Origin of the sequence: Nostoc sp., assembly GCF_036917395.1 — a bacterium.
Lineage (GTDB): Bacteria > Cyanobacteriota > Cyanobacteriia > Cyanobacteriales > Nostocaceae > Nostoc.
Genome location: NZ_JBALDI010000045.1, coordinates 14,448 through 38,884, shown reverse-complemented (window position 1 = coordinate 38,884; position 24,437 = coordinate 14,448). Strand labels below are relative to the sequence as shown.

At 43.7% G+C, this 24,437-nt stretch carries 15 protein-coding genes; 8 read left to right on the top strand and 7 right to left on the bottom strand.

Annotated features, from left to right (window positions below; translation table 11 throughout):
- Positions 1-85: 85 nt before the first annotated feature.
- Together clpB and gloA are read right to left on the bottom strand one after the other, a co-directional pair.
- Positions 86-2,728 carry an ATP-dependent chaperone ClpB gene (gene clpB, locus V7K46_RS16255; protein WP_335114820.1) on the bottom strand — a complete coding sequence of 881 codons (2,643 nt, stop codon included), beginning with the start codon at positions 2,726-2,728 and terminating at the stop codon, positions 86-88.
- 556 nt (positions 2,729-3,284) lie between these two features.
- Complete coding sequence (gene gloA / locus V7K46_RS16250) at positions 3,285-3,719, bottom strand: lactoylglutathione lyase (protein WP_335114818.1); 435 nt, start codon at positions 3,717-3,719, stop codon at positions 3,285-3,287.
- 266 nt (positions 3,720-3,985) lie between these two features.
- On the opposite strand from gloA, the gene eno reads away from it, so the two are divergent.
- Complete coding sequence (eno, locus tag V7K46_RS16245; RefSeq protein WP_335114816.1) at positions 3,986-5,275, top strand: phosphopyruvate hydratase; 1,290 nt, start codon at positions 3,986-3,988, stop codon at positions 5,273-5,275.
- Positions 5,276-5,364: 89 nt separating this feature from the next.
- Here eno and argC read toward each other — a convergent pair whose 3' ends face one another.
- On the bottom strand, positions 5,365-6,423 hold the full coding sequence (argC, locus tag V7K46_RS16240; protein WP_335114814.1) for an N-acetyl-gamma-glutamyl-phosphate reductase: 1,059 nt from the start codon (positions 6,421-6,423) through the stop codon (positions 5,365-5,367).
- Between the two features lie 1,028 nt (positions 6,424-7,451).
- Here argC and ribBA point away from each other — a divergent pair.
- Positions 7,452-9,125, top strand: coding sequence for a bifunctional 3,4-dihydroxy-2-butanone-4-phosphate synthase/GTP cyclohydrolase II (ribBA, locus tag V7K46_RS16235; RefSeq protein ID WP_335114813.1), 1,674 nt, complete (start codon positions 7,452-7,454; stop codon positions 9,123-9,125).
- A 61-nt stretch (positions 9,126-9,186) separates the two neighbouring features.
- Here ribBA and V7K46_RS16230 read toward each other — a convergent pair whose 3' ends face one another.
- A complete protein-coding gene (locus tag V7K46_RS16230; protein WP_335114811.1) occupies positions 9,187-10,065 on the bottom strand; it encodes an N-acetylmuramoyl-L-alanine amidase in 879 nt (292 codons plus the stop codon).
- A 250-nt stretch (positions 10,066-10,315) separates the two neighbouring features.
- Here V7K46_RS16230 and V7K46_RS16225 point away from each other — a divergent pair, with 250 nt between their 5' ends.
- On the top strand, positions 10,316-10,621 hold the full coding sequence (locus V7K46_RS16225) for a hypothetical protein (protein WP_335114809.1): 306 nt from the start codon (positions 10,316-10,318) through the stop codon (positions 10,619-10,621).
- On the opposite strand, the gene V7K46_RS16220 is transcribed toward V7K46_RS16225, so the two are convergent.
- The gene (locus V7K46_RS16220) at positions 10,582-11,376 is read right to left on the bottom strand and encodes a leucine-rich repeat domain-containing protein (protein WP_335114807.1); all 795 of its coding nucleotides are present in this window, start codon (positions 11,374-11,376) and stop codon (positions 10,582-10,584) included. The genes V7K46_RS16225 and V7K46_RS16220 overlap by 40 nt on opposite strands.
- 169 nt (positions 11,377-11,545) lie before the next feature.
- Positions 11,546-11,737: a hypothetical protein gene (locus tag V7K46_RS16215; protein WP_335114805.1), complete on the bottom strand. Its 192-nt coding sequence runs from the start codon at positions 11,735-11,737 to the stop codon at positions 11,546-11,548.
- Positions 11,738-11,866: 129 nt separating this feature from the next.
- Between V7K46_RS16215 and V7K46_RS16210 the strand changes: the two genes are divergently transcribed.
- A complete protein-coding gene (locus V7K46_RS16210; RefSeq protein ID WP_335114803.1) occupies positions 11,867-12,580 on the top strand; it encodes a GUN4 domain-containing protein in 714 nt (237 codons plus the stop codon).
- 83 nt (positions 12,581-12,663) lie between these two features.
- On the opposite strand, the gene V7K46_RS16205 is transcribed toward V7K46_RS16210, so the two are convergent.
- Positions 12,664-13,290: a DUF4126 domain-containing protein gene (locus V7K46_RS16205; RefSeq protein ID WP_335114801.1), complete on the bottom strand. Its 627-nt coding sequence runs from the start codon at positions 13,288-13,290 to the stop codon at positions 12,664-12,666.
- Between the two features lie 661 nt (positions 13,291-13,951).
- Here V7K46_RS16205 and metH point away from each other — a divergent pair.
- From metH to hpsC, 4 genes are all read left to right on the top strand, one after another.
- Positions 13,952-17,482, top strand: a complete 3,531-nt coding sequence (metH, locus tag V7K46_RS16200) for a methionine synthase (RefSeq protein WP_335114799.1) — start codon at positions 13,952-13,954, stop codon at positions 17,480-17,482.
- Positions 17,483-17,964: 482 nt separating this feature from the next.
- Positions 17,965-22,542 (top strand): hormogonium polysaccharide biosynthesis protein HpsA, encoded by a 4,578-nt coding sequence (gene hpsA / locus V7K46_RS16195; RefSeq protein ID WP_335114797.1) that lies wholly within the window; start codon positions 17,965-17,967, stop codon positions 22,540-22,542.
- A gap of 29 nt (positions 22,543-22,571) precedes the next feature.
- Positions 22,572-23,333 carry a hormogonium polysaccharide secretion pseudopilin HpsB gene (hpsB, locus tag V7K46_RS16190; RefSeq protein ID WP_335114795.1) on the top strand — a complete coding sequence of 254 codons (762 nt, stop codon included), beginning with the start codon at positions 22,572-22,574 and terminating at the stop codon, positions 23,331-23,333.
- A gap of 67 nt (positions 23,334-23,400) precedes the next feature.
- Complete coding sequence (gene hpsC / locus V7K46_RS16185) at positions 23,401-24,429, top strand: hormogonium polysaccharide secretion pseudopilin HpsC (RefSeq protein WP_335114793.1); 1,029 nt, start codon at positions 23,401-23,403, stop codon at positions 24,427-24,429.
- Positions 24,430-24,437: the final 8 nt, after the last annotated feature.

Below are 24,437 nucleotides of genomic sequence, written 5' to 3'. Positions count from 1 at the left end.
ACAGCGTCTCGTAGAGAATAAGAAAAATAAACCCACGGAGGTGGGTTTTATCTGCGTAGCCGCCATTTGTAATCGCCTTATCAGACTATGTAGCAATTTGTGATACTGACATTTTCACTGGCACTTTTTTACTAAAAGACAGACCGTTTTCATTTTTGTCAATCATAATCGTGTCTCCAGAGATAAAAGTATTTTCTAATAACTTGGTGGCGAGGGGGTTTTCTACTTCTCGCTGAATTGCCCGTTTGAGTGGACGGGCACCATAAACTGGGTCATAGCCTGATTCGACAAGGTGATCACAAGCAGATTGGGATATCTCAAAGAAGATTTTTTGCTCTCGGAGGAGATTTTCTACCCGTTTGAGTTGAATACGGATGATATGCCGCATTTCCGTGCGATTTAAGGTATGGAAGAGAATAATATCATCAACGCGGTTAAGAAATTCCGGGCGGAAATGCGATCGCAAAGCTTCCATTACCCTGACGCGCATTTTTTCATACTTGGAATCATCACCAGCTACATCCAAGATATGTTCGCTACCTATGTTACTGGTCATAACAATAACGCTGTTACGAAAATCTACCGTTCTCCCCTGAGAGTCAGTAATTCTCCCATCGTCTAGCACCTGCAATAAAATATTGAACACATCGGGATGCGCCTTTTCCACTTCATCCAGCAGCACCACTGAGTAGGGACGGCGGCGAATTGCCTCGGAAAGTTGACCGCCTTCTTCATAGCCTACGTATCCTGGAGGCGCACCTACTAACCGAGAAACTGAGTGTTTTTCCATATACTCAGACATATCCAAGCGCACCAATGCATCATCAGAATCAAAGAGAAACTGAGCTAAAGCACGCGCGAGTTCGGTTTTACCCACACCTGTGGGGCCCATGAACAAAAATGAACCAATGGGACGCGAGGGGTCTTTCATCCCCGCACGGGCGCGACGAATCGCTGCTGCTACGGCTTCTACAGCCTCTTCTTGCCCAATGACTCGTTGATGTAAATGACTTTCTAGTTGCAGTAATTTTTGCCGTTCTGATTCCAACAAGCGATTGACGGGGATTCCTGTCCACTTGGCGACGATTTCGGCAATATCGGCTTCAGTGACTTGTTCTCGTAGCAACGTGGAACCTTGATTTTGAATTTCTAAAAGGCTCGCTTCTTTGGCTTCGCGCTCGTGCTGTACTCCCTCCAATTTGCCATATTTCAGTTGGGCAGCTTTATTCAGATCATAAGCACGTTCCGCCTGTTCTATTTGCACTCGCAGCGCATCTTCTTCTTTCTTTAAGGCGCTTATAGCCTCCAATATCTGCTTTTCACCTTGCCATTGCTCATTAAATATTTTCTGTTTTCCCGTTAAACTGGTGATTTCTTGCTCAATTCGCTGCAAACGTTCTTTCGTTTGGGGAGTACCCTTTTCTTCGCCAGCTAATGACAGCTTTTCCATTTCTAACTGCATGAGGCGGCGATCAATGGTTTCCAATTCCGCTGGTTTGGAGGTAATCTCCATTTTCAACTGTGCTGCTGCCTCATCCACTAAATCAATGGCTTTATCTGGCAAAAAGCGATCGCTAATGTAACGTGCTGACAGAGTTGCTGCTGCTACCAAAGCCGAATCAGAAATTTTGACGTTGTGATGCACTTCATAGCGTTCTTTCAATCCCCGGAGAATGGAAATAGTATTTTCCACACTTGGCTGATCCACAAATACTTGCTGAAAGCGGCGTTCTAAGGCGGCGTCTTTCTCAATGTGTTTGCGGAACTCGTCGAGGGTAGTAGCGCCAATGCAACGTAGTTCTCCCCGCGCCAGCATCGGTTTGAGCAGATTTCCGGCATCCATTGCCCCTTGTTGGCTGGAACCTGCGCCAACTACGGTATGTAGTTCGTCAATAAAGAGGACAATTTGACCATTAGATTCGGTAACTTCTTTGAGGACAGCTTTCAAGCGTTCTTCAAATTCTCCTCGCAATTTTGCCCCAGCAATTAAACTACCGATGTCTAAAGAAATAAGTTGACGGTTTTTCAAAGATTCGGGAACGTCACCATTTACCATCCGCTGTGCCAAAGCTTCGGCGATCGCAGTTTTACCTACCCCAGGTTCACCAATTAATACGGGGTTATTTTTGCTCCGACGAGACAATACTTGAATTACCCGCCGAATTTCGTCATCCCGCCCAATCACCGGGTCAAGTTTTCCAGATTTGGCCTGTTCTGTCAAATCTCTGCCAAATTTTTGTAAGGCTTCATAGCGGGATTCTGGAGTTTGATCTGTCACCTTTTGGCTGCCGCGAACGGCTTTGATAGTAGCTTCTAGTTTTTCTGTATCCGCACTAAAGCCTTTGAGTATCTTTCGTCCAATGCGATCATCTTCAGCAAATCCCAAGAGGATGTGTTCCACGGAAATGTAGGAGTCTTTCATCCTGGTTCTAGCTTCCTCGGCTCGGTCTAGTAAAACATCTAAATTACGGCTAAGGTAAAGCTGATCACTTTTACCAACTTTGGGCTGACGTTGGGTAAAGGCTTCTAGCTGCTGTTGCAAGCGGATTGGATCGACCTCAGATCGAGCCAGGATACGTATTGCTAGACTAGTGGGTTCTTCTAACAGGGCAAGAATTAAATGTTCAACATCTAGTTGCTGTTGTTGATAAGCACGGACTATATCCTGAGATTTAACAATCGCTTCCCAGGCTTTATCAGTAAATTTATTCGGATCTGTAGGTTGCATCTTTAAAATTTTGGAATTTTTATTTTTAGTTTAGAGATTGGAAACTGGGGATTGGAAAAACTCTTCCCTAGTCCCTAATTATCCAAACATTCTCAGCGTATATCCGCGTGTATCGCCGATGGCAATTTAGGATTGGTAATTTGGTGATAGTTTACTCTATTACCTATTTCCTAATTTAAAACGAAAACACTGCTCTGAGCGGACTTTCCCAAATGGTGCTATTGGAGCGATGTTGACGACGGGCTGTTCGGCGTCGCTATTAGTGTTGCTGATCACGACAGTATGGGGATAATACTAATAAGATTTACGCAGAGGAGATCCCCTAGCCCGCCTAAAAATGGGAGGCAAAAAGCGAAAAGTCTCGCGCGTCTGAGTAACAGGACTGCGAGACGCCAGTGTGCGGAAAAAATTAGTTTCCCCGTATCTAGAGCAACTTTTTAAGACATCGGTGTGGATTTTCTTATCCCTTTATTGCCTTCGACAGGGTTTTCCTCCGCACTCAGGATTCAGCACTACTAAAGCTTAGATCCATCACCTATATTCTTAATTATAAGAATTACTGACTCACAAGTTGCTCTTGTGATTCCTGTTTGACTGCTGACCCTTGAGTTCCCAACTGAATCAATTCAATTTTATACCCATCTGGATCTTCCACAAAAGCAATAACTGTCGAACCATGTTTCATCGGCCCTGGTTCGCGCACGACTTTACCAGCTTGATTGCGGATTTCCTCACACATAGCGTAAATATCATCAACGCCAAGGGCAATGTGACCATAAGCATTACCCAATTCGTATTTTTCCACCCCCCAGTTGTAGGTTAGTTCTATTACCGTATTGTCGCTTTCCTCACCATAGCCAACAAAAGCCAAGGTAAATTCTCCCCCTGGATAATCTTTACGGCGCAGTAATTTCATTCCCAAAACTTCACAGTAGAACTTCAAGGACTCTTCGAGGTTGCCCACCCGCAGCATTGTGTGTAGTAATCGCATGAGCTTTTCTCTGTAATTGATTTAGTGTTCTCTGCCAATATTTTACCTAGCTGAAAGTCTGAAGGTAAAAATGCCATCAGGGAAAGAATTAAAACGTAAAGGACAAGATAAACATTGTCTTACCCGTTTTTGGCGTTGATCCCTATTCATATAATGGAAATCTTCTTTAATCTCAGCCAATAAAGTCTCTTAAACGCCTATGCTAGCGATTGGGTTAGGCAACTGGACTGTATGCGTAACAGACTCGAATAAAGGATAAAGTACAGATGAGTAACATTCTAGATACAGCCATTGAGGCGATCGCATCTCGCGAAATTCTCGATTCACGGGGTAGACCGACAATTGAAGCCGAAGTGCATTTAGCCAACGGTGTTGTCGGACTGGCGCAGGTTCCGAGTGGTGCCTCTACTGGCACTTTTGAGGCTCACGAACTGCGTGATGGCGATAAAAGCCGTTACGGGGGCAAAGGCGTACTCAAGGCAGTACAAAACGTCAAAGAAGCACTTGCTCCCCAATTGTTAGGCTTGGATGCCCTCAACCAAGAACTGCTTGACCGCACGATGATCGCTATAGATGGTTCTGCTAACAAATCCAATTTGGGGGCTAATGCGATTTTGGCGGTTTCCCTAGCAGCAGCCAAAGCTGGTGCCGAGTCTTTAGCAATTCCTCTATATCGCTATTTAGGTAGCCCTTTAGCGAATTTGCTCCCAGTGCCGTTGATGAACGTGATTAACGGTGGCGCACACGCATCAAATAACGTGGATTTTCAAGAGTTTATGATTGTCCCAATTGGGGCAACTTCCTTCCGGGAAGCATTGCGCTGGGGTGCAGAGGTGTTTGCCACCCTCAGTCAGGTGTTGGATGAAAAGGGTTTGCTCACTGGTGTAGGTGATGAAGGCGGCTTTGCCCCTAACCTAGAATCCAATCAGGTGGCTTTGGAATTGCTAGTTGCTGCCATTAAGAAAGCTGGTTATAAGCCAGGGGAAGAAGTAGCTTTGGCATTGGATGTGGCCGCTAGTGAGTTTTACAAGAATGGGCAGTATGTTTACGATGGTAAACCTCACGCCCCCACGGAGTTTATTGATTATTTAGGACAACTGGTTGATCAATATCCAATTGTATCAATTGAGGATGGCTTGCACGAAGAAGACTGGCAAAGTTGGCAATTGCTCACCCAGAAGTTAGGTTCGCGGGTGCAGTTGGTAGGAGATGATTTGTTTGTGACTAACGCCACACGCTTGCAAAGAGGCATCCAGGAAAAAGCTGCTAATGCCATTTTGATAAAACTCAATCAAATTGGTTCTCTCACCGAAACCTTGGAAACAATTGATTTAGCAACTCGCAACGGTATCCGTTCAGTAATTAGCCATCGTTCTGGTGAAACAGAAGACACAACCATCGCCGATTTAGCCGTAGCAACCCGTGCCGGTCAAATCAAAACAGGTTCCCTCTGTCGCAGCGAACGCGTAGCAAAATATAATCGCTTGCTGCGAATTGAAGATGAACTAGGCGATCGCGCCGTTTATGCTGGTGCTGTGGGGTTAGGGCCGAAGTAGAGAAGAGGGGGAGTAGGGAATAGGGAATAGGGAATAGGGAGTAAGGTCTTTCCCCCACTCCCCACTCCCCACTCCCCACTCCCCATTTATCACGGATAAAACCCCAACTTGGGCAACCCCAAGGTTTCATCCCAGCCCATCATCAGGTTTAGACACTGAATCGCTTGCCCCGCCTGTCCTTTAATTAGATTGTCAATTGCTGACATGACAATCACGCGACCTGTACGCGGGTCAACTTCTACACCGATATAACAAAGATTGCTACCGTTAGCCCACTTGGTTTGGGGGTAAACGCCGCTACCGCAGATTCTCACCCAAGGAGAGTTGCGGTAGAAGGCTGAGAAAATTGTAATTAAGTCATCTCGCACTAGACCAGGATCGCGCAGTGTGGCATATACCGTTGCCAAAATACCGCGCACCATTGGGATAAGGTGGGGTGTAAATTGGATCATGAGTTCGTGACCAGCTAAGTCACTGCAAATTTGCTCAATTTCTGGGGTATGACGGTGACGGCCGACATTGAAAGCTGTTATCGAGTTGTCCGCCTCAGCTAGTAATAAGTTGGTTTTAGCTTGCCGTCCACTGCTAGATGTGCCGGACTTAGCATCGATAATAGCTGTTTCTGGTACGATTAAACCTTGCTTTAAGAGTGGCGAAAGTGCAAGGAGACTAGCAGTGGGATAGGAACCAGGACAACCAACGAGTTGAGCTTCGGCAATGCGATCGCGATACAGTTCTGGTAATCCATAAACCGCCATAGCAGCAGTTGAGCGATCGTTTCTCTGTGTGCCAAACCAACTTGTATAAGTTGCCAAATCACTGAACCGATAGTCTGCACTCAAATCCAGTACTTTACATCCTTTTTCTAATAGTTTGGGCGCGATTTGGCAAGCCAGACCATTTGGTAAAGACAGGAAAACTACTTCACAGCGGTGAGCAATTATTTCTGGTTCTACCGCTTCTATTGGCAGGTTAGCTGCATGAGCCAGATGCGGGTAGATATCTCCAAAGCATTTCCCGATACTGCTCTCACCACCTAAATAAACCAGTTCGACTTCTGGATGATCCATCAGTAGTCGTACTAACTGTACTCCGCCATAGTCCGACGCGCCAACAATCCCAACGGGTACGCGTCTAAATTTGCCCATGATCTGAAATCCTTATCCCATGAATGGTTAATTCGTTCTCAGCTATCAACAATATCAGCGACTAGACTCACAGCGTACAAAACAGCTGAAACCCCTCTACTTTTTTTGGACGCAAACAGGGAAGAGTACATGGCGAAGGGGTGAGGCGGTGAGCAAGTCGGAGTCTTCTGTACAAGACGCTGTGAGAAGGGGGTTCCCGTCGAGTCCGGTAGCGTTAGCGAAGCGGTAGCGATAACGCAGCGTTAGCGATAGCGCAGCGTTAGCGATAGCGCAGCGTTAGCGAGGAACGAGCGTCGGAACGAGCGTCACTTCCCAACCCGAAGGGTGAGGCGGCGAAATTATCAAATATTCTATTTGTCCCCCTTGTCCTGTTCATCCTTGACTGTCGCTGCACTCTATTACTAAACGCCGATTTTAAGGGCAAAAATTTTTGCCACGTTATCAAATCATAAAATAACTCGGTAAGAGAGAAACTCAGTTACTTTACGCGCTGAGAGGGAAGTGACACTAAGGGCAAGCCCAGTCACCACTCGTGCAGTAAAAAATGCAGTCAGTCTATGTTAAAATTAAATTGTGAGTAGAAAGAACTATTTACGTTTTGAAGCATCTTAGTACGGAGAAATCCCGGCTCCCATCAAACAACGGTTAGCAATAAGAGCTAACGGCACTATGACTTGAAAGAGTAAATAATGGTGAGTCCAGTCCTGTTCGCGTAACATCTCCCTTAGGAGAAGGGTTTTCCGTTGAGCGGATTGTGTATATTACCACGTTTTGGCAAAGAGAATGGACTCTGAAAGCTTTAATAAAAACAATAATTAAGTGCAATTGCAATACCTTTAGTAACAGTAGTTTTTTTGACCATCTAGGGGTATACTTGACTATCCCTTCCATGCTTGGCTTGGAGAAAGGAGCGGATCTTTAGACCTGAGAGTGTCAATGCTAGTCTACTTCTCTAGTCTTATAGAGAAGCTAGAATCTAAAAGAAGAAATTGTTAAAAAAATTTACGTTGGTAGCTGGAAATCTTTCTGTGTCACAGCCTAATACTAGTCAAGCTTTTAAATTTGATTCAATTGATGCCGCCTTAGCAGACCTAAAAGGTGGTCGCGTGATTGTAGTGGTAGATGATGAAAATAGAGAAAATGAAGGCGACTTAATCTGTGCTGCCCAATTTGCCACACCTGACATGATTAATTTCATGGCGGTGGAAGCTAGAGGGCTGATTTGTTTAGCAATGACAGGCGATCGCTTAGACGAACTAGACTTACCCTTGATGGTAAGCAACATTACAGATACTAACCAAACTGCCTTCACTGTTAGTATTGATGCTAGCCCAGAATTGGGTGTAACCACTGGCATCTCAGCGGAAGACCGCGCCCGCACTATCCAGGTTACTCTCAACCCAGTCACAAAACCTACTGATTTACGTCGTCCTGGTCATATTTTTCCGATTCGGGCTAAAGCTGGAGGTGTACTCAAACGTGCCGGACATACAGAAGCTGCTGTAGACTTAGCTAGACTAGCAGGGCTATACCCAGCCGGGGTAATTTGTGAAATTCAAAACTCCGATGGTTCAATGGCGCGGTTGCAACAATTAGTTGAATACGCTAGACGTCACAATTTAAAAATTATTAGTATTGCGGATTTAATCAGTTATCGCCTACAGCACGATCGCCTCGTGTATCGTGAGGTGATAACTAAGCTGCCTAGTCAGTTCGGTCAGTTTGAAATTTACGCCTACCGCCATACTCTGGATAATACAGAACACGTTGCAATTGTCAAGGGAGATCCAGCTAACTTCAAAGATGAGCCGGTGATGGTGCGGATGCACTCAGAATGCTTAACTGGCGACGCTTTGGGTTCTCTGCGCTGCGACTGTCGGATGCAGTTAGAAGCTGCACTGAAAATGATTCAGGCTGCTGGTCAAGGTGTAGTTGTATACCTGCGGCAAGAAGGACGGGGAATAGGCTTGATTAACAAGTTGAAAGCCTACTCGTTGCAGGATATGGGGCTGGATACAGTAGAGGCCAATGAGCGTTTAGGATTTCCAGCTGACTTGCGAGACTACGGAATGGGGGCACAAATGCTCATGGACTTGGGCATCAAAAAGATTCGCCTGATTACCAATAATCCCCGTAAAATTGCTGGAGTCAAGGGCTATGGGTTGGAAGTAGTCGATCGCTTGCCATTATTAATTGAGGCCAATGACTACAATTCTTATTACCTGGCCACAAAGGCGAAAAAGCTGGGTCATATGCTGTTACAGACTTATTTGGTAACAGTAGCAATCCACTGGCAAGATGACCCGGAAGCTGTGACAGAACGTTATGAACGCTTAGAGAAACTGCGACATTTAGCGAGAACTAATGATTTATTGTTGCAGGAAGAGGCGCGTCCGTTAGCGATCGCTATATTTGACGAGCCATCTTTAACAATACACTTGGGTTTTGATCAACCAAAGGTTGCTAGTTGCGATTGGTATCAGCAAAGTGGTCATCCTTATATCCAGGCTATCTTCCAAATTCTGGACAACCTAGCAACTTTGCCTTACATCCAGAAGCTAGAATTTCTGATTTCCTCTGGTTGCGATCCTTTGAGTAATTTACAAGTTCAACTGGATCGACAGACATTCCCGGATGGTACAATGCCTTCATCGATTAGCGACCGCCTGGAGACGCAGCAAATTTATAGCTTTAGCAAATAACTTCGATAATTTTCTTTCAATATACAAGGGGGTGTTATCGCCGAGAGTACGGCACCACTTTTTATTTACTTACTCTATAAATTGGTCTGACCTGACGATAAGTATTAAGTAAGTTCAGAAATTTATTACCATCAAAATTTATCGGGTCAACTTTTTTACCAGAACGGTCTACTAGATGGTGGGTAGTGATGCGATCATCTGGAACTTGACTTTGAGCAATTAACCAAGCAAGAGAATCATATTGAGCTTCCGTATAGCCGCTATGGGTTTCTTGGCTGCTACTGTCATAACTATCTGGCGGTGTTTCCAAAGAAACGTGATAAGCAAAATTATTTACAGACGCTGGCAAATTCGGATTAGTCTGCACAGTTTCCACTACCCCTGGACTCTCAAATACTGAGTTAGCTGCACCAAAAGCTCGCTTTTCTGGCGGTACTAGATAAACCACCGTTCCGTCTAACTTGATTAAGGCGTGATAACTTGCTTGCACACTTTCATCAGTATGGGCTACTTGAAAGAAATTAATCGCGCTGGAAGCAGAATAACCAGTTTCATGGAGGACGATAATCGGTTGGTTGTTGAGAGTTACGCCGTTAACATCTTGGGCGTACCGTTCTCCATAGTTAGTTGGGTCAACCGAAGCGACTTGATAATTAGGTCTGTACTGTGCAAAAACTTGAGTGGTTACGTACCTTGCTAAAGGCTTGCTAATCTTGACTGGGGACTTGATAACATTTTGAAATTTCTTCTCTGGCTCTTTCGCTGATTGGAATTGCGCCTGAGGATATTGACTCCAGGCTGTAAACTGGGGATTGGATGTATGGTATATTGCCGGATTATTGTGTAATTGTGTCGCTCGTCCAATTAGCAGCACTACAATTAAAGCCATGAACATCAGCGAGATTAGTAGCACCCTAGTCGCCCAGTCTTTAAACCTCATTTTTTTAATAGCCGTAAAACGGTAGATATTAACTTATAGCTAAACTGGCGTGTCTTTCGTAGGAGCGCACAGCTGTATACCCCTACCGCCTATGGTATCTAAACGAGAATCGCTATAATACCTTAATTCTAGTCAAATATACGTTACCAGTATATGTTGGAATGCTAAGTAATTGTTTTAGATGCTTCCTCTGTCTAGGGAGCTATTTAAATGCTATCAAAACCTTGCTACTGGTTCAGGGAAATAGTTGATGAATTGTGTCTCTACAATTCAATATCGCAATCTCAAATCTAAAATAGTTAGCGTTTATACTCTGCTGCGTGGTGTTCGCATAGCCATAGGTAACTCGGTGGCTGATTCTGCGATCGCCTACCGAAGTTCTCTAACGCTAAAGCTGATTTTAGAGCTAATTTTACAGTGTTCGATAATCTGGGGGTACTTGTCGCGTAACTCTTCACCGCGCAATGCTCTGAATAACGATACACCTGCTTCACCGACGACTAGCAGCTTAGAAACCTACTGCCCTTGGCTACCCTCTAACCTTTCTCGCAGATAACTGAAAATCGCTTCTATTCCGTGCTCGACAATTTCAGGTGGTGGGGAGGTTAATGGATTGTTATCGAGGTCTAGCCATCTCAAGTTGGAGAGTTGGCTGATTTCTGGCGGCAGGCTATTGAGTTGATTGTTAGAGAGGTCTAGCCATCTCAAGTTGGAGAGTTGGCTGATTTCTGGCGGCAGGCTACTGATTTGATTGTTAGAGAGGTCTAGCCATCTCAAGTTGGAGAGTTGGCTGATTTCTCGCGGTAGGCTACTGAGTTGATTGTTATGGAGGGATAGCCCTGTCAAGTTGGAGAGTTGACTGATTTCTGGCGGCAGGCTGCCCAGTTGATTGCTAGCGAGGTTTAGTTTTATCAAGTTGGAGAGTTGACTGATTTCTGGTGGCAGGCTGCCCAGTTGATTGCAAGCGAGGTTTAGTGTTGTCAAGTTGGAGAGTTGGCTGATTTCTGGTGGCAGGCTGCCTAGTTGATTGTCACACAGGTCTAGCCTTGTCAACTTAGAGAGTTGACAGATTTCTAGCGGCAAGCTGCCCAGTTGATTGTTATTAAGGGATAGCGTTGTCAAGTTGGAGAGTTGAGTGATTTCTGGCGGTAGGCTGCTGAGTTGATTGTTATTGAGCGATAGCCTTGTCAATTTGGAGAGTTGGCTTATTTTTGGTGGCAGGCTGCTGAGTTGATTGCTAGCGAGGTTTAGCTTCATTGTCTTTTTCTTCGCAGCTTTTTCAATAATTTGCAACAGTTCTTCGTTTGTCATCTGTAAAGCTCACCAACTCTGTAGCGATATTTACCAGATTAGTGTATCGCAGGTTATTGGGGCTAAATTAATGTGTTCTATCTGCCAAGAAATGGCTGTAATGTTTAAATTAGCAGGGTGCGTAGGCGTAGCCCGTCGTAGACATCGTAACCCTTGCAATAACATTCACTCATCTACGAGTATCAAAGACTCGCTCACTAGTATCAAAGACTTGCTCACGAGTATCAAAGACTCGCTCACGAGTATCAAAGACTCGTCCACGAGTATCAAAGACTCGCTCACGAGTATCAAAGACTCGCTCACGAGTATCAAAGACTCGTCCACGAGTATTAAAGGGTGCATTACGCTTTCGCGCTAACACACCCGAAGACTACGATCGCTTTCTAATTGCGATCGCAGATTCTTGGTTTTACACCCTAGTGAAGTGGCACAATGGTCTATAATCAAGCGGCTATTGTCTTTACTCAATTGTTTAACGATAGACTAAGGTATGAAAAAAAAACGAATTCGGCTTGGAGTTGTTCTACTTTTAACAGTCATAGGAACAATATTTATAGGGGCATTAACTAAAAGCCCGTTTGGAGAAATGGGAACAGAAGTTAAAGCTGTACAACTGTTGTCGAAAAATAATACAGAATCAGAATTGAGAAAACAGGTTAAGAAACCTCTTACTGAAGATTTATATGTTCAGCTTGAGAATTCTTTGAAGTCTCAAAATTGGTTAGCAGCAAATACCCAAACATCCCAACTGATGCTCAATATTGCTAAAAAAGAAGAAGAACAATATTTAACTCCTGAGGACATTAATAGTTTTTCTTGTCGAAACCTGCAAAGACTAGACAGACTTTGGGTCGCCAATTCACATAACCGTTTTGGCTTTAGTGTGCAAAAGGAAATATGGATTAAACAGGGAAATCCACTCGATATAAAAGCAAACCCCGCGATAGTTGAGTCGCGAGAAAGTGATTATAAAACCTATTTACGGTTCGCTAAGTCAGTTGGGTGGGCGTCGGTAAAAGACAATGAAACGACAAGAGGCGAGTACATTGGTATCGACGACTTAACTTCACGTATAAAAAATGAGCCAAATCTGAGAGGGAGCTTACCAGTCTTTTACACAGATCGTATTGCGTATACATTTTGGAGAGGGTGGACACGTTGGACTTACCGTCTTCTCTTGCGTTCGCGTGAGTGCGGCTTGTAAAGTCTACCCTATAAGCGTTTCCGAATTTTTAATTATTACAGCACTTTTTATACGACAGAATCAGCATTCCACAAATCCAATACTCATCCCAATTCTCTTGATGGAGAGACGGTTTCGTGAGTTTGAGAAGATGGTTTATTGAAGAAACTCCAGATTCTTTGAATAGCTATTATTAGAAAACCAATTACGCTGATTCCTGCTACCACTGGTAAAGCTAGCGCCAGCACAGACAGTCCAATTGCCATAACCAACTCAATGGTTGACACAATTGGATTGGTTAATCCACCTGAAACGCCTGTAGAACTTATCCGCAATGTATTCATTAATCCCTTAGTTAATCCTGCGGTTCCACCACCAGCAATTAAAGCTAACGTCCATTGCACCAGTGGATTCATCTCTGGAGCAACAGATGCTGTTACGATTGTGCCGGCGATAAATGCCGCAGGTGTGGCAACAATATCCAGCAGATGATCTAACCAAGGAATGTAATAACCGGTAATTTCCAGCGAACAAGCGACTGCAAAGACAATTACAGCTTGAGGTGTTTCCAGCCAATCAAAGTTAGTCGGCAAATCTAAATGTCCAAAAACTGAAGCCACGCTCAATGCTAGCAGGGGTACAAATACTCGAAAGCCAGCCGCCGCGCTCAAACTAATCCCCAGTAATAATTCAATAAATGTATTTAGGTTGAACAAAGAAATTAAATCCATAGCAAAACTCAAGTTATACTCCTAGTGTTTTTTCCATCTTTGAGCTGAACAAAGTGACAACTCTAAGCTGTGATCCAAAGATAAGAAACTTGATGAAAATATTTCATCTGACTATGTGTAGAATTTAGTAAAACCCCAGCTATGTCAATACTGCGTAGGTTTTGCCTAAAAAATAACTCTAGTGTAGGTTGCGTTTCGTTCCTCAACTCAACATTTTCAGGGCTTTGTTTGTGAGCCAGCGACCTCTAGACTGATATCATCTCCGCATAATTAGTTATGCTAACCACAGTCATTACACCCTACCCCCGATGCTTTGGCTACGGTGTACACACAAGTTACCAGTTTTATCCCAATACGCTTGGGATAAGCCAGAAACCCCTCATGTAGAGACGCGATTTATCGCGTCTAAAAGACTGACACGTTAGAGAGACGCGATAAATCGCCGTCTCTACATAGAATGGACTCGTCAATTATTCCTTGACAGCTTTTGCATAATTCTGTCGTCGCCAATCTTGATAAATCAGGTCAAAATGAGCGAATGGTGAGTTTCAGCAAAACTGAATTTATTAAATAGTGCCCGAAACATCACAATTTGGGAAAATAATAAAGTAAGTGGAGTATCACAAGACTCACTTAATTTGCTCATTTATTCTAGGAAAATATGACTCATTCTTTCCTTGAACGCTTGCGTAGTCCAGATAGCCCAGTCCTCGTCTTCGACGGGGCGATGGGAACCAACCTCCAAACGCAAAACCTGACTGCTGAAGACTTCGGCGGCCCACAGTATGAAGGCTGTAACGAATACTTAGTCCACACAAACCCCGAAGCAGTCGCTAAGGTTCACCGCGACTTTCTCGCTGCTGGTGCTGATGTGATTGAAACCGATACCTTTGGCAGTACGTCCCTGGTGCTGGCAGAATATGACTTGGCAGACCAAGCCTACTACCTCAGCAAGACAGCCGCAGAATTGGCGAAGCGTGTGGCTGCGGAATTTTCCACGCCCGAAAAACCCCGGTTTGTGGCAGGTTCCATCGGCCCCACAACTAAACTCCCTACCTTGGGACATATTGACTTTGACACCATGAAAGCTACTTTTGTCGAACAAGCAGAAGCGCTGTGGGATGGTGGTGTCGATTTATTTCTGGTGGAGACTTGCCAAGATGTGCTGCAAATTAAAGCGGCGCTGAATGGAATTGAAGAAGTGTTTGCCAAAAAAGGCGATCGCCGACCGTTGATGGTGTCTGTGACAATGGAAAGCATGGGCACAATGTTGGTTGGTTCCGAAATCAGTGCTGTGCTGACAATTCTGGAACATTACCCAATTGACATTCTCGGTTTAAACTGTGCCACAGGCCCAGACTTGATGAAACCACATATCAAGTATCTGGCAGAACATTCACCTTTCATCGTTTCCTGTATTCCCAACGCGGGTTTACCTGAAAACGTCGGCGGTCAAGCGCACTACCGCTTAACACCGTTAGAATTACGGATGTCGCTGATGCATTTTGTTGAAGATTTGGGTGTCCAAGTGATTGGGGGTTGCTGTGGGACGCGTCCAGAACACATTCAACAATTGGCAGAAGCCGCTAAAGACCTGAAGCCAAAAGTTAGACATCCTAGCTTAGAACCCGCAGCTGCATCAATTTACACTACTCAGCCCTACGACCAAGATAATTCCTTCTTGATTGTCGGTGAACGTCTCAACGCCAGTGGTTCCAAGAAGTGCCGCGATTTGCTAAATGCGGAAGATTGGGATGGACTCGTGTCAATGGCGAGGGCGCAAGTAAAAGAAGGCGCACACATCCTTGATGTCAACGTGGATTATGTGGGACGCGACGGCGTGCGAGATATGCACGAATTAGTTTCGCGCATTGTCAATAATGTGACATTGCCTTTAATGCTTGACTCCACCGAATGGGAAAAGATGGAGGCGGGTTTAAAGATTGCTGGTGGTAAGTGTTTGCTGAACTCCACCAACTACGAAGATGGGGAACCGCGCTTTTTGAAGGTATTGGATTTAGCGAAGAAATACGGTGCTGGTGTAGTCATTGGTACTATCGATGAAGATGGGATGGCGCGGACAGCAGACAAAAAGTTTGCGATCGCCCAACGTGCATACCGTCAAGCTGTAGAATACGGCATACCTCCCACAGAAATATTCTTTGATACCCTAGCGTTACCAATTTCCACCGGGATTGAAGAAGACCGAGAAAACGGTAAGGCGACAATTGAATCCATTCGGCGAATTCGTCAAGGATTGCCTGGATGTCATGTGATTTTGGGTGTTTCCAATATTTCCTTTGGTTTGAATCCAGCCTCACGAATGGTGTTGAACTCGGTGTTTTTGCACGAGGCGACGACGGCGGGAATGGATGCAGCCATTGTCAGTGCTAACAAGATTTTACCGCTCTCCAAGATTGAGGAACGCCATCAAGAAATTTGTCGGCAGTTGATTTATGACGAACGGAAATTTGAGGGTAATGTTTGCGTTTACGATCCCTTGGGAGAGCTTACCACAGTGTTTGCCGGGGTGACGACAAAACGCGATCGCTCCTTAGATGAAAGTCTCCCCATCCCCGAACGACTCAAGCGCCATATCATCGACGGCGAACGCATTGGTTTAGAAGAACATCTGACAAAAGCCCTAGAAGAATATCCCCCCTTAGAAATTATCAACACCTTCCTGTTAGATGGCATGAAAGTTGTCGGGGAATTATTCGGTTCTGGACAAATGCAGTTACCCTTCGTCTTGCAATCTGCGGAAACCATGAAGGCGGCGGTAGCCTATCTAGAACCGTTCATGGAAAAGTCAGAATCAGGCAACAATGGCAAGGGAAGCTTTATTATTGCCACGGTGAAAGGTGATGTCCACGATATTGGTAAAAACTTAGTAGATATCATCTTGTCCAACAACGGCTACAAGGTGATTAACCTGGGAATTAAGCAGCCGGTGGAAAACATCATCAAAGCTTACGAACAGCACAAAGCTGATTGTATTGCCATGAGTGGTTTGCTGGTAAAATCCACCGCCTTCATGAAAGAAAACTTGGAGATATTCAACGAAAAGGGAATTAGTGTCCCCGTGATTTTAGGTGGTGCGGCGCTGACTCCCAAATTTGTGCATGAAGATTGCCAAAAAACCTACAAAGGTAAGGTTGTTTATGGCAAAGATGCCTTTTCTGACTTGCACTTCATGGATAAATTAATGCCAGCTAAAGCTGCTGGTAACTGGGAAGATTTGCAGGGATTTTTGAACGAAGTTGAAATTGCTGAAGTTTCGACAAATGGTCACAATGAACCAGTAACTACGACTGCTAAAAAAATAGCATCTGCTGAACCAAAAGAGGTGGATACGCGGCATTCAGAAGCAGTAGCGATAGATATTGAACGCCCGACACCGCCTTTCTGGGGAACGCAGTTATTGCAGCCTAATGATATTCCTATTGAGGAAATATTCTGGCATTTAGATTTACAAGCTTTGATTGCTGGACAGTGGCAATTCCGCAAACCAAAGGAGCAATCTAAGGAAGAATATCAGGCTTTCTTAGCTGAGAAAGTCTACCCAGTTTTGGAAAATTGGAAACAGCGGATTCTTGAGGAAAATCTGTTGCATCCCCAAGTGATTTATGGGTATTTCCCTTGTCAAGCTGAGGGGAATTCTCTACATATATATGACTCACAAAACCAATCACAACAAGTTGCAACTTTCGAGTTTCCCAGACAGAAGTCGTTAAGGCGGCTGTGCATAGCAGATTTCTTTGCACCGAAGGAGTCGGGAATTATTGATGTGTTCCCAATGCAAGCGGTAACTGTGGGGGATATTGCAACAGAGTTTGCCCAAAAGCTATTTTCCGCCAATCAATACACAGATTACCTGTATTTCCACGGGATGGCGGTGCAGGTGGCGGAGGCTGTAGCTGAGTGGACACACGCCAGAATTCGCCGGGAGTTAGGCTTTACTGCTGAAGAACCCGACAATATTCGTGATATATTAGCACAACGCTATCGTGGCTCACGGTATAGCTTTGGGTATCCAGCTTGCCCGAATATCCAAGATCAGTACAAGCAGCTGGAGTTATTGAAGAGTGACAGGATTAACTTGTATATGGATGAAAGTGAACAACTTTATCCAGAACAGTCTACCACTGCGATTATTGCTTACCACCCAGTAGCAAAATACTTTAGCGCTTAATCCATATCCCCTCTCCTTAATAAGGAGAGGGATTAAAGTCAGGACAGGGTGAGGTTACAACAGTATTGCACCGAAGTGAGAACCGCTATATCTGATTATTTTGCACCCAACTGATATCTTTCCTTTAACAGGTGGGTATTATAAGCTTATTCTGTTAACAACATCTTTATAAACTTGCCTTTAGATAAAATATATTTCCGCAATTTTACTGTAAAGTTATGCTCTTATTCTTTATCAGACTTGAATTAAATAATTCTGATAAAATCAGTGTTTCCCGGATAAAATAAACCATTCATTAATGATATAACTTGAAGTAAATTATCTTTTCTTGTAGCCACTTTCTTTGGAAGTTAGCAAAATCAGATCAAGTAGTTACATTAAATATAATCTCACATTTTGCCTGTAAAAATACTTTATAGGCACAAATTAAGATGTCTAAAAAATAGTAAATCCGCTATAGATCACTTGACAGGAAAGCAGCTATGTCTCTAAAACGTCAGCTATTCAAGGCAATCCAAAAAAAAATTAGACAAATTAGCAAGCAATTTTTATCTGTAATTAACAAGCAAATCATTTGGCTACTGCGGAATATCTCTGGCACTCAAAGAAGACGCAGTTCGGTGAATGCTGGCTTTATTTTACCAACAGTTGCGATGGTAATTTTGGTCGTCGTGCTGTTAACAACTGCAATTTTATTTCGGTCTTTTGAGCGCTCTAAAAACGCTAGTAATGTCCGCGTGAATGAGGCTGTGCTTAACGCTGCTACCCCAGCGATTGATCGTGCTAGAGCAAAATTAGACAAGCTATTTGATGACCGCCGACTGCCACGAGCTACACCTTCAGATATAGTTTTAGAGAATACCTTCAAAAATAATTTGAATGAATATACTTTTGGAGACGAAACTCAACTAAATATCAATTATACAGGTCAAACAGCGCTACCAACTGCATGGATGTTCCCTGTTGATACAAATAACAATGGGAAATTTGACACTTATACTCTTTATGGAATTTACTTCCGAACTCCGCCAATAACTGCTGGCACATACAGCCGCGCTAGAAATCCTCTAGAGGCCAGAACACCGCCCATGACCTCTGGTAGTGTAAGCAACGGTTGTGAAGATACTCTAGGAACAAGTGCTAGTTTGGTGGGGAATACGGGCTGGGTTAATATTGCTAGTAAGCTGAAAAAAAGCTTTTTTGTTTACACTGCTAATGTTCCCATTACTCAGCCACCAGCGACTGGAAGTGATGCAGGTAAATACGAAGCTTTCCAAGGGAATAAAGGCTTTTCAAGTTTAGAATATCAACAAGACCGTGTACAACTAGCGCTAGTTAACAATGCGGTGGTTTATGATGATGATATAGAACTTACCCCCGGTCCCACATTTAACCTAAATGGAAGGATTTTAACTAATAGTAACTTCCTGACAGGTAGTAATTCTCAAATTGTTACACTTTATCAGGTTAGTAGTAAAAATTCCTGTTTTTATGATGATGACAATGCCAAAATTGTTGTAGGTGGCAATTTATCAGGAGGTGCTTTCACGGCTGAAGGTGATTACAACAACACTACTGGAGTGCATTTATTCCAAGGGCAAGGAGTTGATCCTAATCAAAGTCTTGGTGTTAAAGAGAACAAATCAGTAACGGAAGCACCGAAGAATATTGCCTACAATAGTCTAGCTTATGAAAAGCGCATTAATCTCTTGAAGGATGGGCAGATTGATAACGCTGCATCTACTGACCCACAAGAAGTCAAAGATGGCATTGCAAAGCAATTAACAGTATTAAATCTAACTACGTCCACTGCCTCCACAGAGCAACAAGCTAGTATCCGTGATAACCAGCTAAGACTTTATTTTAAAAAACGTACACGGCGTGTACCTTATGGTGAAATTCCCTTTGGTGGAAATGCAGAAGGGACTTATCTTAAAACTACAGTGCTACAAGGAAGTGGTGATTCACTGCGTCCACCAGACACTTGGGTTTATCCCTTTGATGCTACTGATGGTCAAACTAAAACTAATTATTCCAATTTAACACTTAACGTTAGTAATTCTAAGCTGTTACCTAGTGCTACAGAAACAACTAAGCAGCAAAAACTAGGTAAAGAACAATACGTTGGCGATCGCGTTTTGCTTGGTAATAACCTACCTGCATTGTGGTGGAACGGGACAACATTTATTGGTTCAGATAGCACAGATACTCAAAACATCACAGGTATTAACTGGGACGACCCGTCAACTGCAACTCGTAATCGCCGCAGTCGTGTACAGCAACTAGCTGATTTAGGAACTGTTGAGCGAGATGGAGACTGGGAATCAGCAGCTTCTAAAGTACCAACTACTCCCCAAGATCCTGTAGGCGGCTTGCGGGTAGTGACTGGTGCAGGGATTTATTTGCCCAGTAATTTGATTGTTAGTAGTCCCAGCTTCACCGCAGCTACAACCCGAATTTGGTCAGATATGATGCCAGTTCCTTCGGGAACACCTACCGTTGGAGCAAGCACTGATCTTAGAGGTATAATAGGCGGTTTTGACTACAACGCAACAATCAAAGTATCAACTCAACCATATTTACGGATGCGGGCTACAGCAGTGTATCACTACCAAGCTAGTGGCTACAGTGCGACAAATCCTGCACCCATTGCTTGTATAAGTAGTTACTATGACCCCACTAATAGCACTACAGCTAAGAACCTTGCAGGTCTTCCATACAATGTGGGTGGCAACTCCCACAATGGTATTGTCTATGCAGCTCCAACAAAGGCTGTTTCTGACTATTCAGCTTTACTAGATTACCAAGCTAGTTTAAAGTATCCCAATGGGCGGTTGGTAAATAAAGTACTGAGCAAGGCTCTGTCAAAAATAGCTTCTTCTAAGACACTGTTACTCTCAGAGCAGTCTGCCATTGATACTGCTATTTGTGCCATCCAAATATTAGACGGTACTATCGGCAGTCCAGATATTAGCGTTATCCCTCACGGTGCAATTTACGAAACTGCTTTTTTAGATGCAAGGCAGATTAAGGCAATTCATAAAGATGTAGATGCAAGTGGTAACATCACCCCAGGTGTACAAACATTCACCAACGCCGATGGTGTAAATGGAGATGGAACTGGAACTGTAGCAAACCCGACTACAGACTATGAACTCGCCAAACAAACCCGCCAACCTCTGGAAATTCGCGCTACTGTATTAGACATTAGTAAGTTACGGGCAACAACTTATCGCACAGCAACACCACAAGAATACTTAATTCCCAATAGCGGTATTATTTACGCTACTCGTGATGATGCACTTTTGGATTTGAGTGCTGCTTCTGGCATTACAGGAGCAGACACGGATACACAAAAACAGAACAAAGAAGATACTCAAAAATCAAGTAGCCCGGTAGACTTCAAACTTGATCCAACTCGCCGTCCCAATGCCATCATGTTAATCAATGGCAACCCAATCTGGCGTGTTCAGAGTTTCAGAGATGCAGAAAAAGGCTTGATTTTAGCCTCTAACTTGCCTGTATATATTAAAGGCGACTTTAATAAACATACCCAAGAAGAGTTTAATACAGCTCTAACTAGTGATTTGAGCAATTTTTACTCTCGCACGGCATCAGACCGTAATAAAAACTTTGCTTGTCGTACTGGTGATGCTAGACTACCAAACTGTACCACTGGAGACGAATGGCGACCTGCCAGCGTGTTGTCAGATGCGATCACACTTCTTTCTAATAACTTCACGTGGGGCTACCGCAATGATGGAGACTATGACCTGAATAATAACTTGGGGGATACTAGTTCCATTATCGGTGATCCTGTTGCTACTCCCGTTATTCACGGATTTAAGAAAAATGGGTTTGATACCAACAATACTAATGTCATCAATGCTGCTTGGTATGGTACTGACGGCTTGCCCAAAGACCTTGATACTATAGCTAGTGGTACTCAAGCTAGTTCTTACTTAAATAACTTTGTTACACCCATCCAGCGAAGGAAAAATGCCCCAGAGTATTTAATGGAGGTCTGCCCGAAACTACCTGTTTCAGCTTGTAATCCGGGTACTGATTGGTACGTAACAGTACCCGCTGATGGTGGTCTAAGAGCCTCTGATGCTACTGGAAATTTTCTTATTGCTACCCATAAAGCAGGTACAACAGCAATATTACCGACTGATTCTAAATATCTGGCCTATCCTCGACGTGTTGCCTTTCTCCGTGATTTATCTTCTGGAGTACTCACAGTTGATGGTAGTAATAAACCAACCATTATAGGTATCAAGGACGGCGCAATAACTCAATTTCCTCTGAGTAGTTTTGATTCTACCAATAGGCCAAATTCCAAAGATAATGCTCTATGGTTCCGAACAGCCAATCCTAATACTAATAGTGATACTCCTAATGACGATACTAAACCGCCAAAGGTTACTCTAGGCTCTGGTACAAGCGATCAACCAATTTTATCGCCAGTTTTACAAATTCAAGTGGCTTTCGGCACTGATGAAAGTGCATCACCAACATCAACTAGCAGAATAGGTCCTAGCAATACACAGGATAGTAACTGGATGCAACAAGCAACACCTACCACCTTTAACCTAGCCGCAGCAGGCGGAGACACCCCAGCTCGTCCTACAGAAGATAATGGTGGTTTACACAACTTTGTCCGTTTCCTGGAAAATTGGAACCCAACTAGTGACTTAAACGCAGCTATTCCAGCTATAATTAACGGTTCTTTTATCCAAAGAACTCGTAGTGTCTATGCTACTGCACCATTTGTAGCATACTTAAATGGCTCATCTCTGGCAGCATATCCGATCGCTAATTCTGGTGGTCAAGTACCTTTTTACCTGGCTCCCAAACGGAAGTGGGGTTATGATGTCGGCTTGCTGTCGCAATCACCAGACGCATTTTCGCAAAAATTAGCGATAACGCCAGATGACAAACCCAATGAGTACTTCCGGGAAGTTGGTCGAGATGATGCATGGGTGCAAACGTTGTTATGTGCCAAAAAAGCCTCAGACAGTAGTTATGCCGTCGATGTCGATCATACTAACTGTAGTTAATCTTTAATTCCTAGAAGCGGTGAGTAACTATGATTAAGCCCAAACCACAGCAAGTAAGTCAACCATCAGGTGAGTCTGGTTTTACGATCATTGAGTCACTGATAGCACTACTTGTAGTTGCTATTTTGCTAACAGCGATCGCACCTGTAATCGTCCTGGCAACAGCAACGCGAGTTCAGTCTCGACGGGTGGAACTTTCAACCCAAGCGGCAAAAACATTCATTGATGGTATCAGAACTGGAGCTATTACAGCGCCAAGTACAGTTATTACACTTGCTGCTCCTACATCAGCCGCGCCCAGACGCGTTTCAGATGTAGCTGCTGTAGCTGCTGTAGCAGCTACAGGAACTACAGCAGCTATACCAGCTATACCAGCCGTAACAGGTAGACCACAAGACTATTTAATTAATACTACAAATATGGCTGCTCCCACATCGGCAACTGGTCTGTATTGTTTTAACAAAAATGGTCAGCTAAATCTGCCCGATTGTACTAGCGATTTATTTTATATTCAGGCTGCTCGAATTAATTTCACAACTACTGAGACAGATTCAAAAAAGTTGGTAGAGGCAGGCTATCGTCTGGGAATTAGGGTTTATCGAGCAGATGCTGACTTTCCCTTAACAGCCAGCACTGTTGATACTAAAAACACACAAACACCTTTCACTGGTGGATTAGGTAGCCGCAAAGCACCATTAATTGAAATGACAACCGACATCGGCAACAGTACCACTACATTTCAGGCTTTATGTCAACGACTGGGTACTGCAACAAATCAAACTTGCCAATAAAAAACTGAGCAAGTTCATATTATGCGAGCGATCGCTGTGCATCTATTAGCAAAGAGAATACCGCAGTATGATAAGGGCACTAAAATTTCTGCTCAGTATACACCTGAAGCGCTCCAAGGGCATTAAGCAAGTTGATGGTTTTACCCTAATTGAATTGTTGGTAGGCATGATCATGGCGTTCCTGATCATCACGCCGTTGCTAGGATTCATGATCAATATTCTGGACACCGACCGAAAGGAACAAGCCAAGGCAAATTCTGAGCAAGAAATTCAAGCTGCACTAGATTACATTGCCCGTGATTTACAACAGGCAATCTATATTTATGATGCTACTGGAATTGGTTGTCTAACCGGTACTGCTGATACTAATACTTGCCCAAACGCAAGTACAACTGGGAATCAACTACCTAGCCCAACTGCAACAGATAGAGTTCCTGTGCTTGTCTTTTGGAAACGAGAATTAGTTAGTAAAGCAATTACAATTACAGGCACTCAAAAAGATGATACTTTTGTTTACTCATTAGTTGCCTACTATTTAATTAAAGACACTAGTACTACTTGGTCTAACGCTGCTCGTATCGCCCGATGGCAAATTAAGGATGGTGTAGCAGATCCAGGTGGACAAGCTTGTACTGGATATACTGGAAAGTATGTCACTGACAGTGGTGATAAATATTGTCCTAACCCAGGTTTTGCTCTATTTAAACTTGATGGAGCAGGCACGATAACACAAAAGATGAATGCTTGGACAAAAGCTACAGCAAGTTACACTGCCGATACCACAGTACTTGTTGACTTTATTGATCAAACCAAAATTGACGACGCTTCAAATCCCGCGCCAACGGCAGTCTGCTCTCTCACCAGCCTACCAGCCTCTTTCAGCGTACCAGCCTCTTTCAATACTCGTAATACAGCTAAAATGACTAGCTTTTATGCCTGTGTTGATAAAATTAATACAACAGCACAAGTATTTTTACGAGGCAATGCACTCGCACGCTTACAAAACTATAACCTTAATTATAAAGATAGCAGCAAAACTTATTTTCCAAATGCAAGTATACAAGTACAAGGACGCGGATACTTATTTACTAAATAAATGCTGAA

What these genes read in the sequence shown, in the direction of transcription:
- clpB (WP_335114820.1), bottom strand. Translation starts at nt 2,728, where the DNA reads ATGCAACCTACAGATCCGAATAAATTTACTGATAAAGCCTGGGAAGCG.
- gloA (WP_335114818.1), bottom strand. Translation starts at nt 3,719, where the DNA reads ATGCGATTACTACACACAATGCTGCGGGTGGGCAACCTCGAAGAGTCC.
- eno (WP_335114816.1), top strand. Translation starts at nt 3,986, where the DNA reads ATGAGTAACATTCTAGATACAGCCATTGAGGCGATCGCATCTCGCGAA.
- argC (WP_335114814.1), bottom strand. Translation starts at nt 6,423, where the DNA reads ATGGGCAAATTTAGACGCGTACCCGTTGGGATTGTTGGCGCGTCGGAC.
- V7K46_RS16230 (WP_335114811.1), bottom strand. Translation starts at nt 10,065, where the DNA reads ATGAGGTTTAAAGACTGGGCGACTAGGGTGCTACTAATCTCGCTGATG.
- V7K46_RS16225 (WP_335114809.1), top strand. Translation starts at nt 10,316, where the DNA reads ATGAATTGTGTCTCTACAATTCAATATCGCAATCTCAAATCTAAAATA.
- V7K46_RS16220 (WP_335114807.1), bottom strand. Translation starts at nt 11,376, where the DNA reads ATGACAAACGAAGAACTGTTGCAAATTATTGAAAAAGCTGCGAAGAAA.
- V7K46_RS16210 (WP_335114803.1), top strand. Translation starts at nt 11,867, where the DNA reads ATGAAAAAAAAACGAATTCGGCTTGGAGTTGTTCTACTTTTAACAGTC.
- V7K46_RS16205 (WP_335114801.1), bottom strand. Translation starts at nt 13,290, where the DNA reads ATGGATTTAATTTCTTTGTTCAACCTAAATACATTTATTGAATTATTA.
- metH (WP_335114799.1), top strand. Translation starts at nt 13,952, where the DNA reads ATGACTCATTCTTTCCTTGAACGCTTGCGTAGTCCAGATAGCCCAGTC.
- hpsA (WP_335114797.1), top strand. Translation starts at nt 17,965, where the DNA reads ATGTCTCTAAAACGTCAGCTATTCAAGGCAATCCAAAAAAAAATTAGA.
- hpsB (WP_335114795.1), top strand. Translation starts at nt 22,572, where the DNA reads ATGATTAAGCCCAAACCACAGCAAGTAAGTCAACCATCAGGTGAGTCT.
- hpsC (WP_335114793.1), top strand. Translation starts at nt 23,401, where the DNA reads ATGATAAGGGCACTAAAATTTCTGCTCAGTATACACCTGAAGCGCTCC.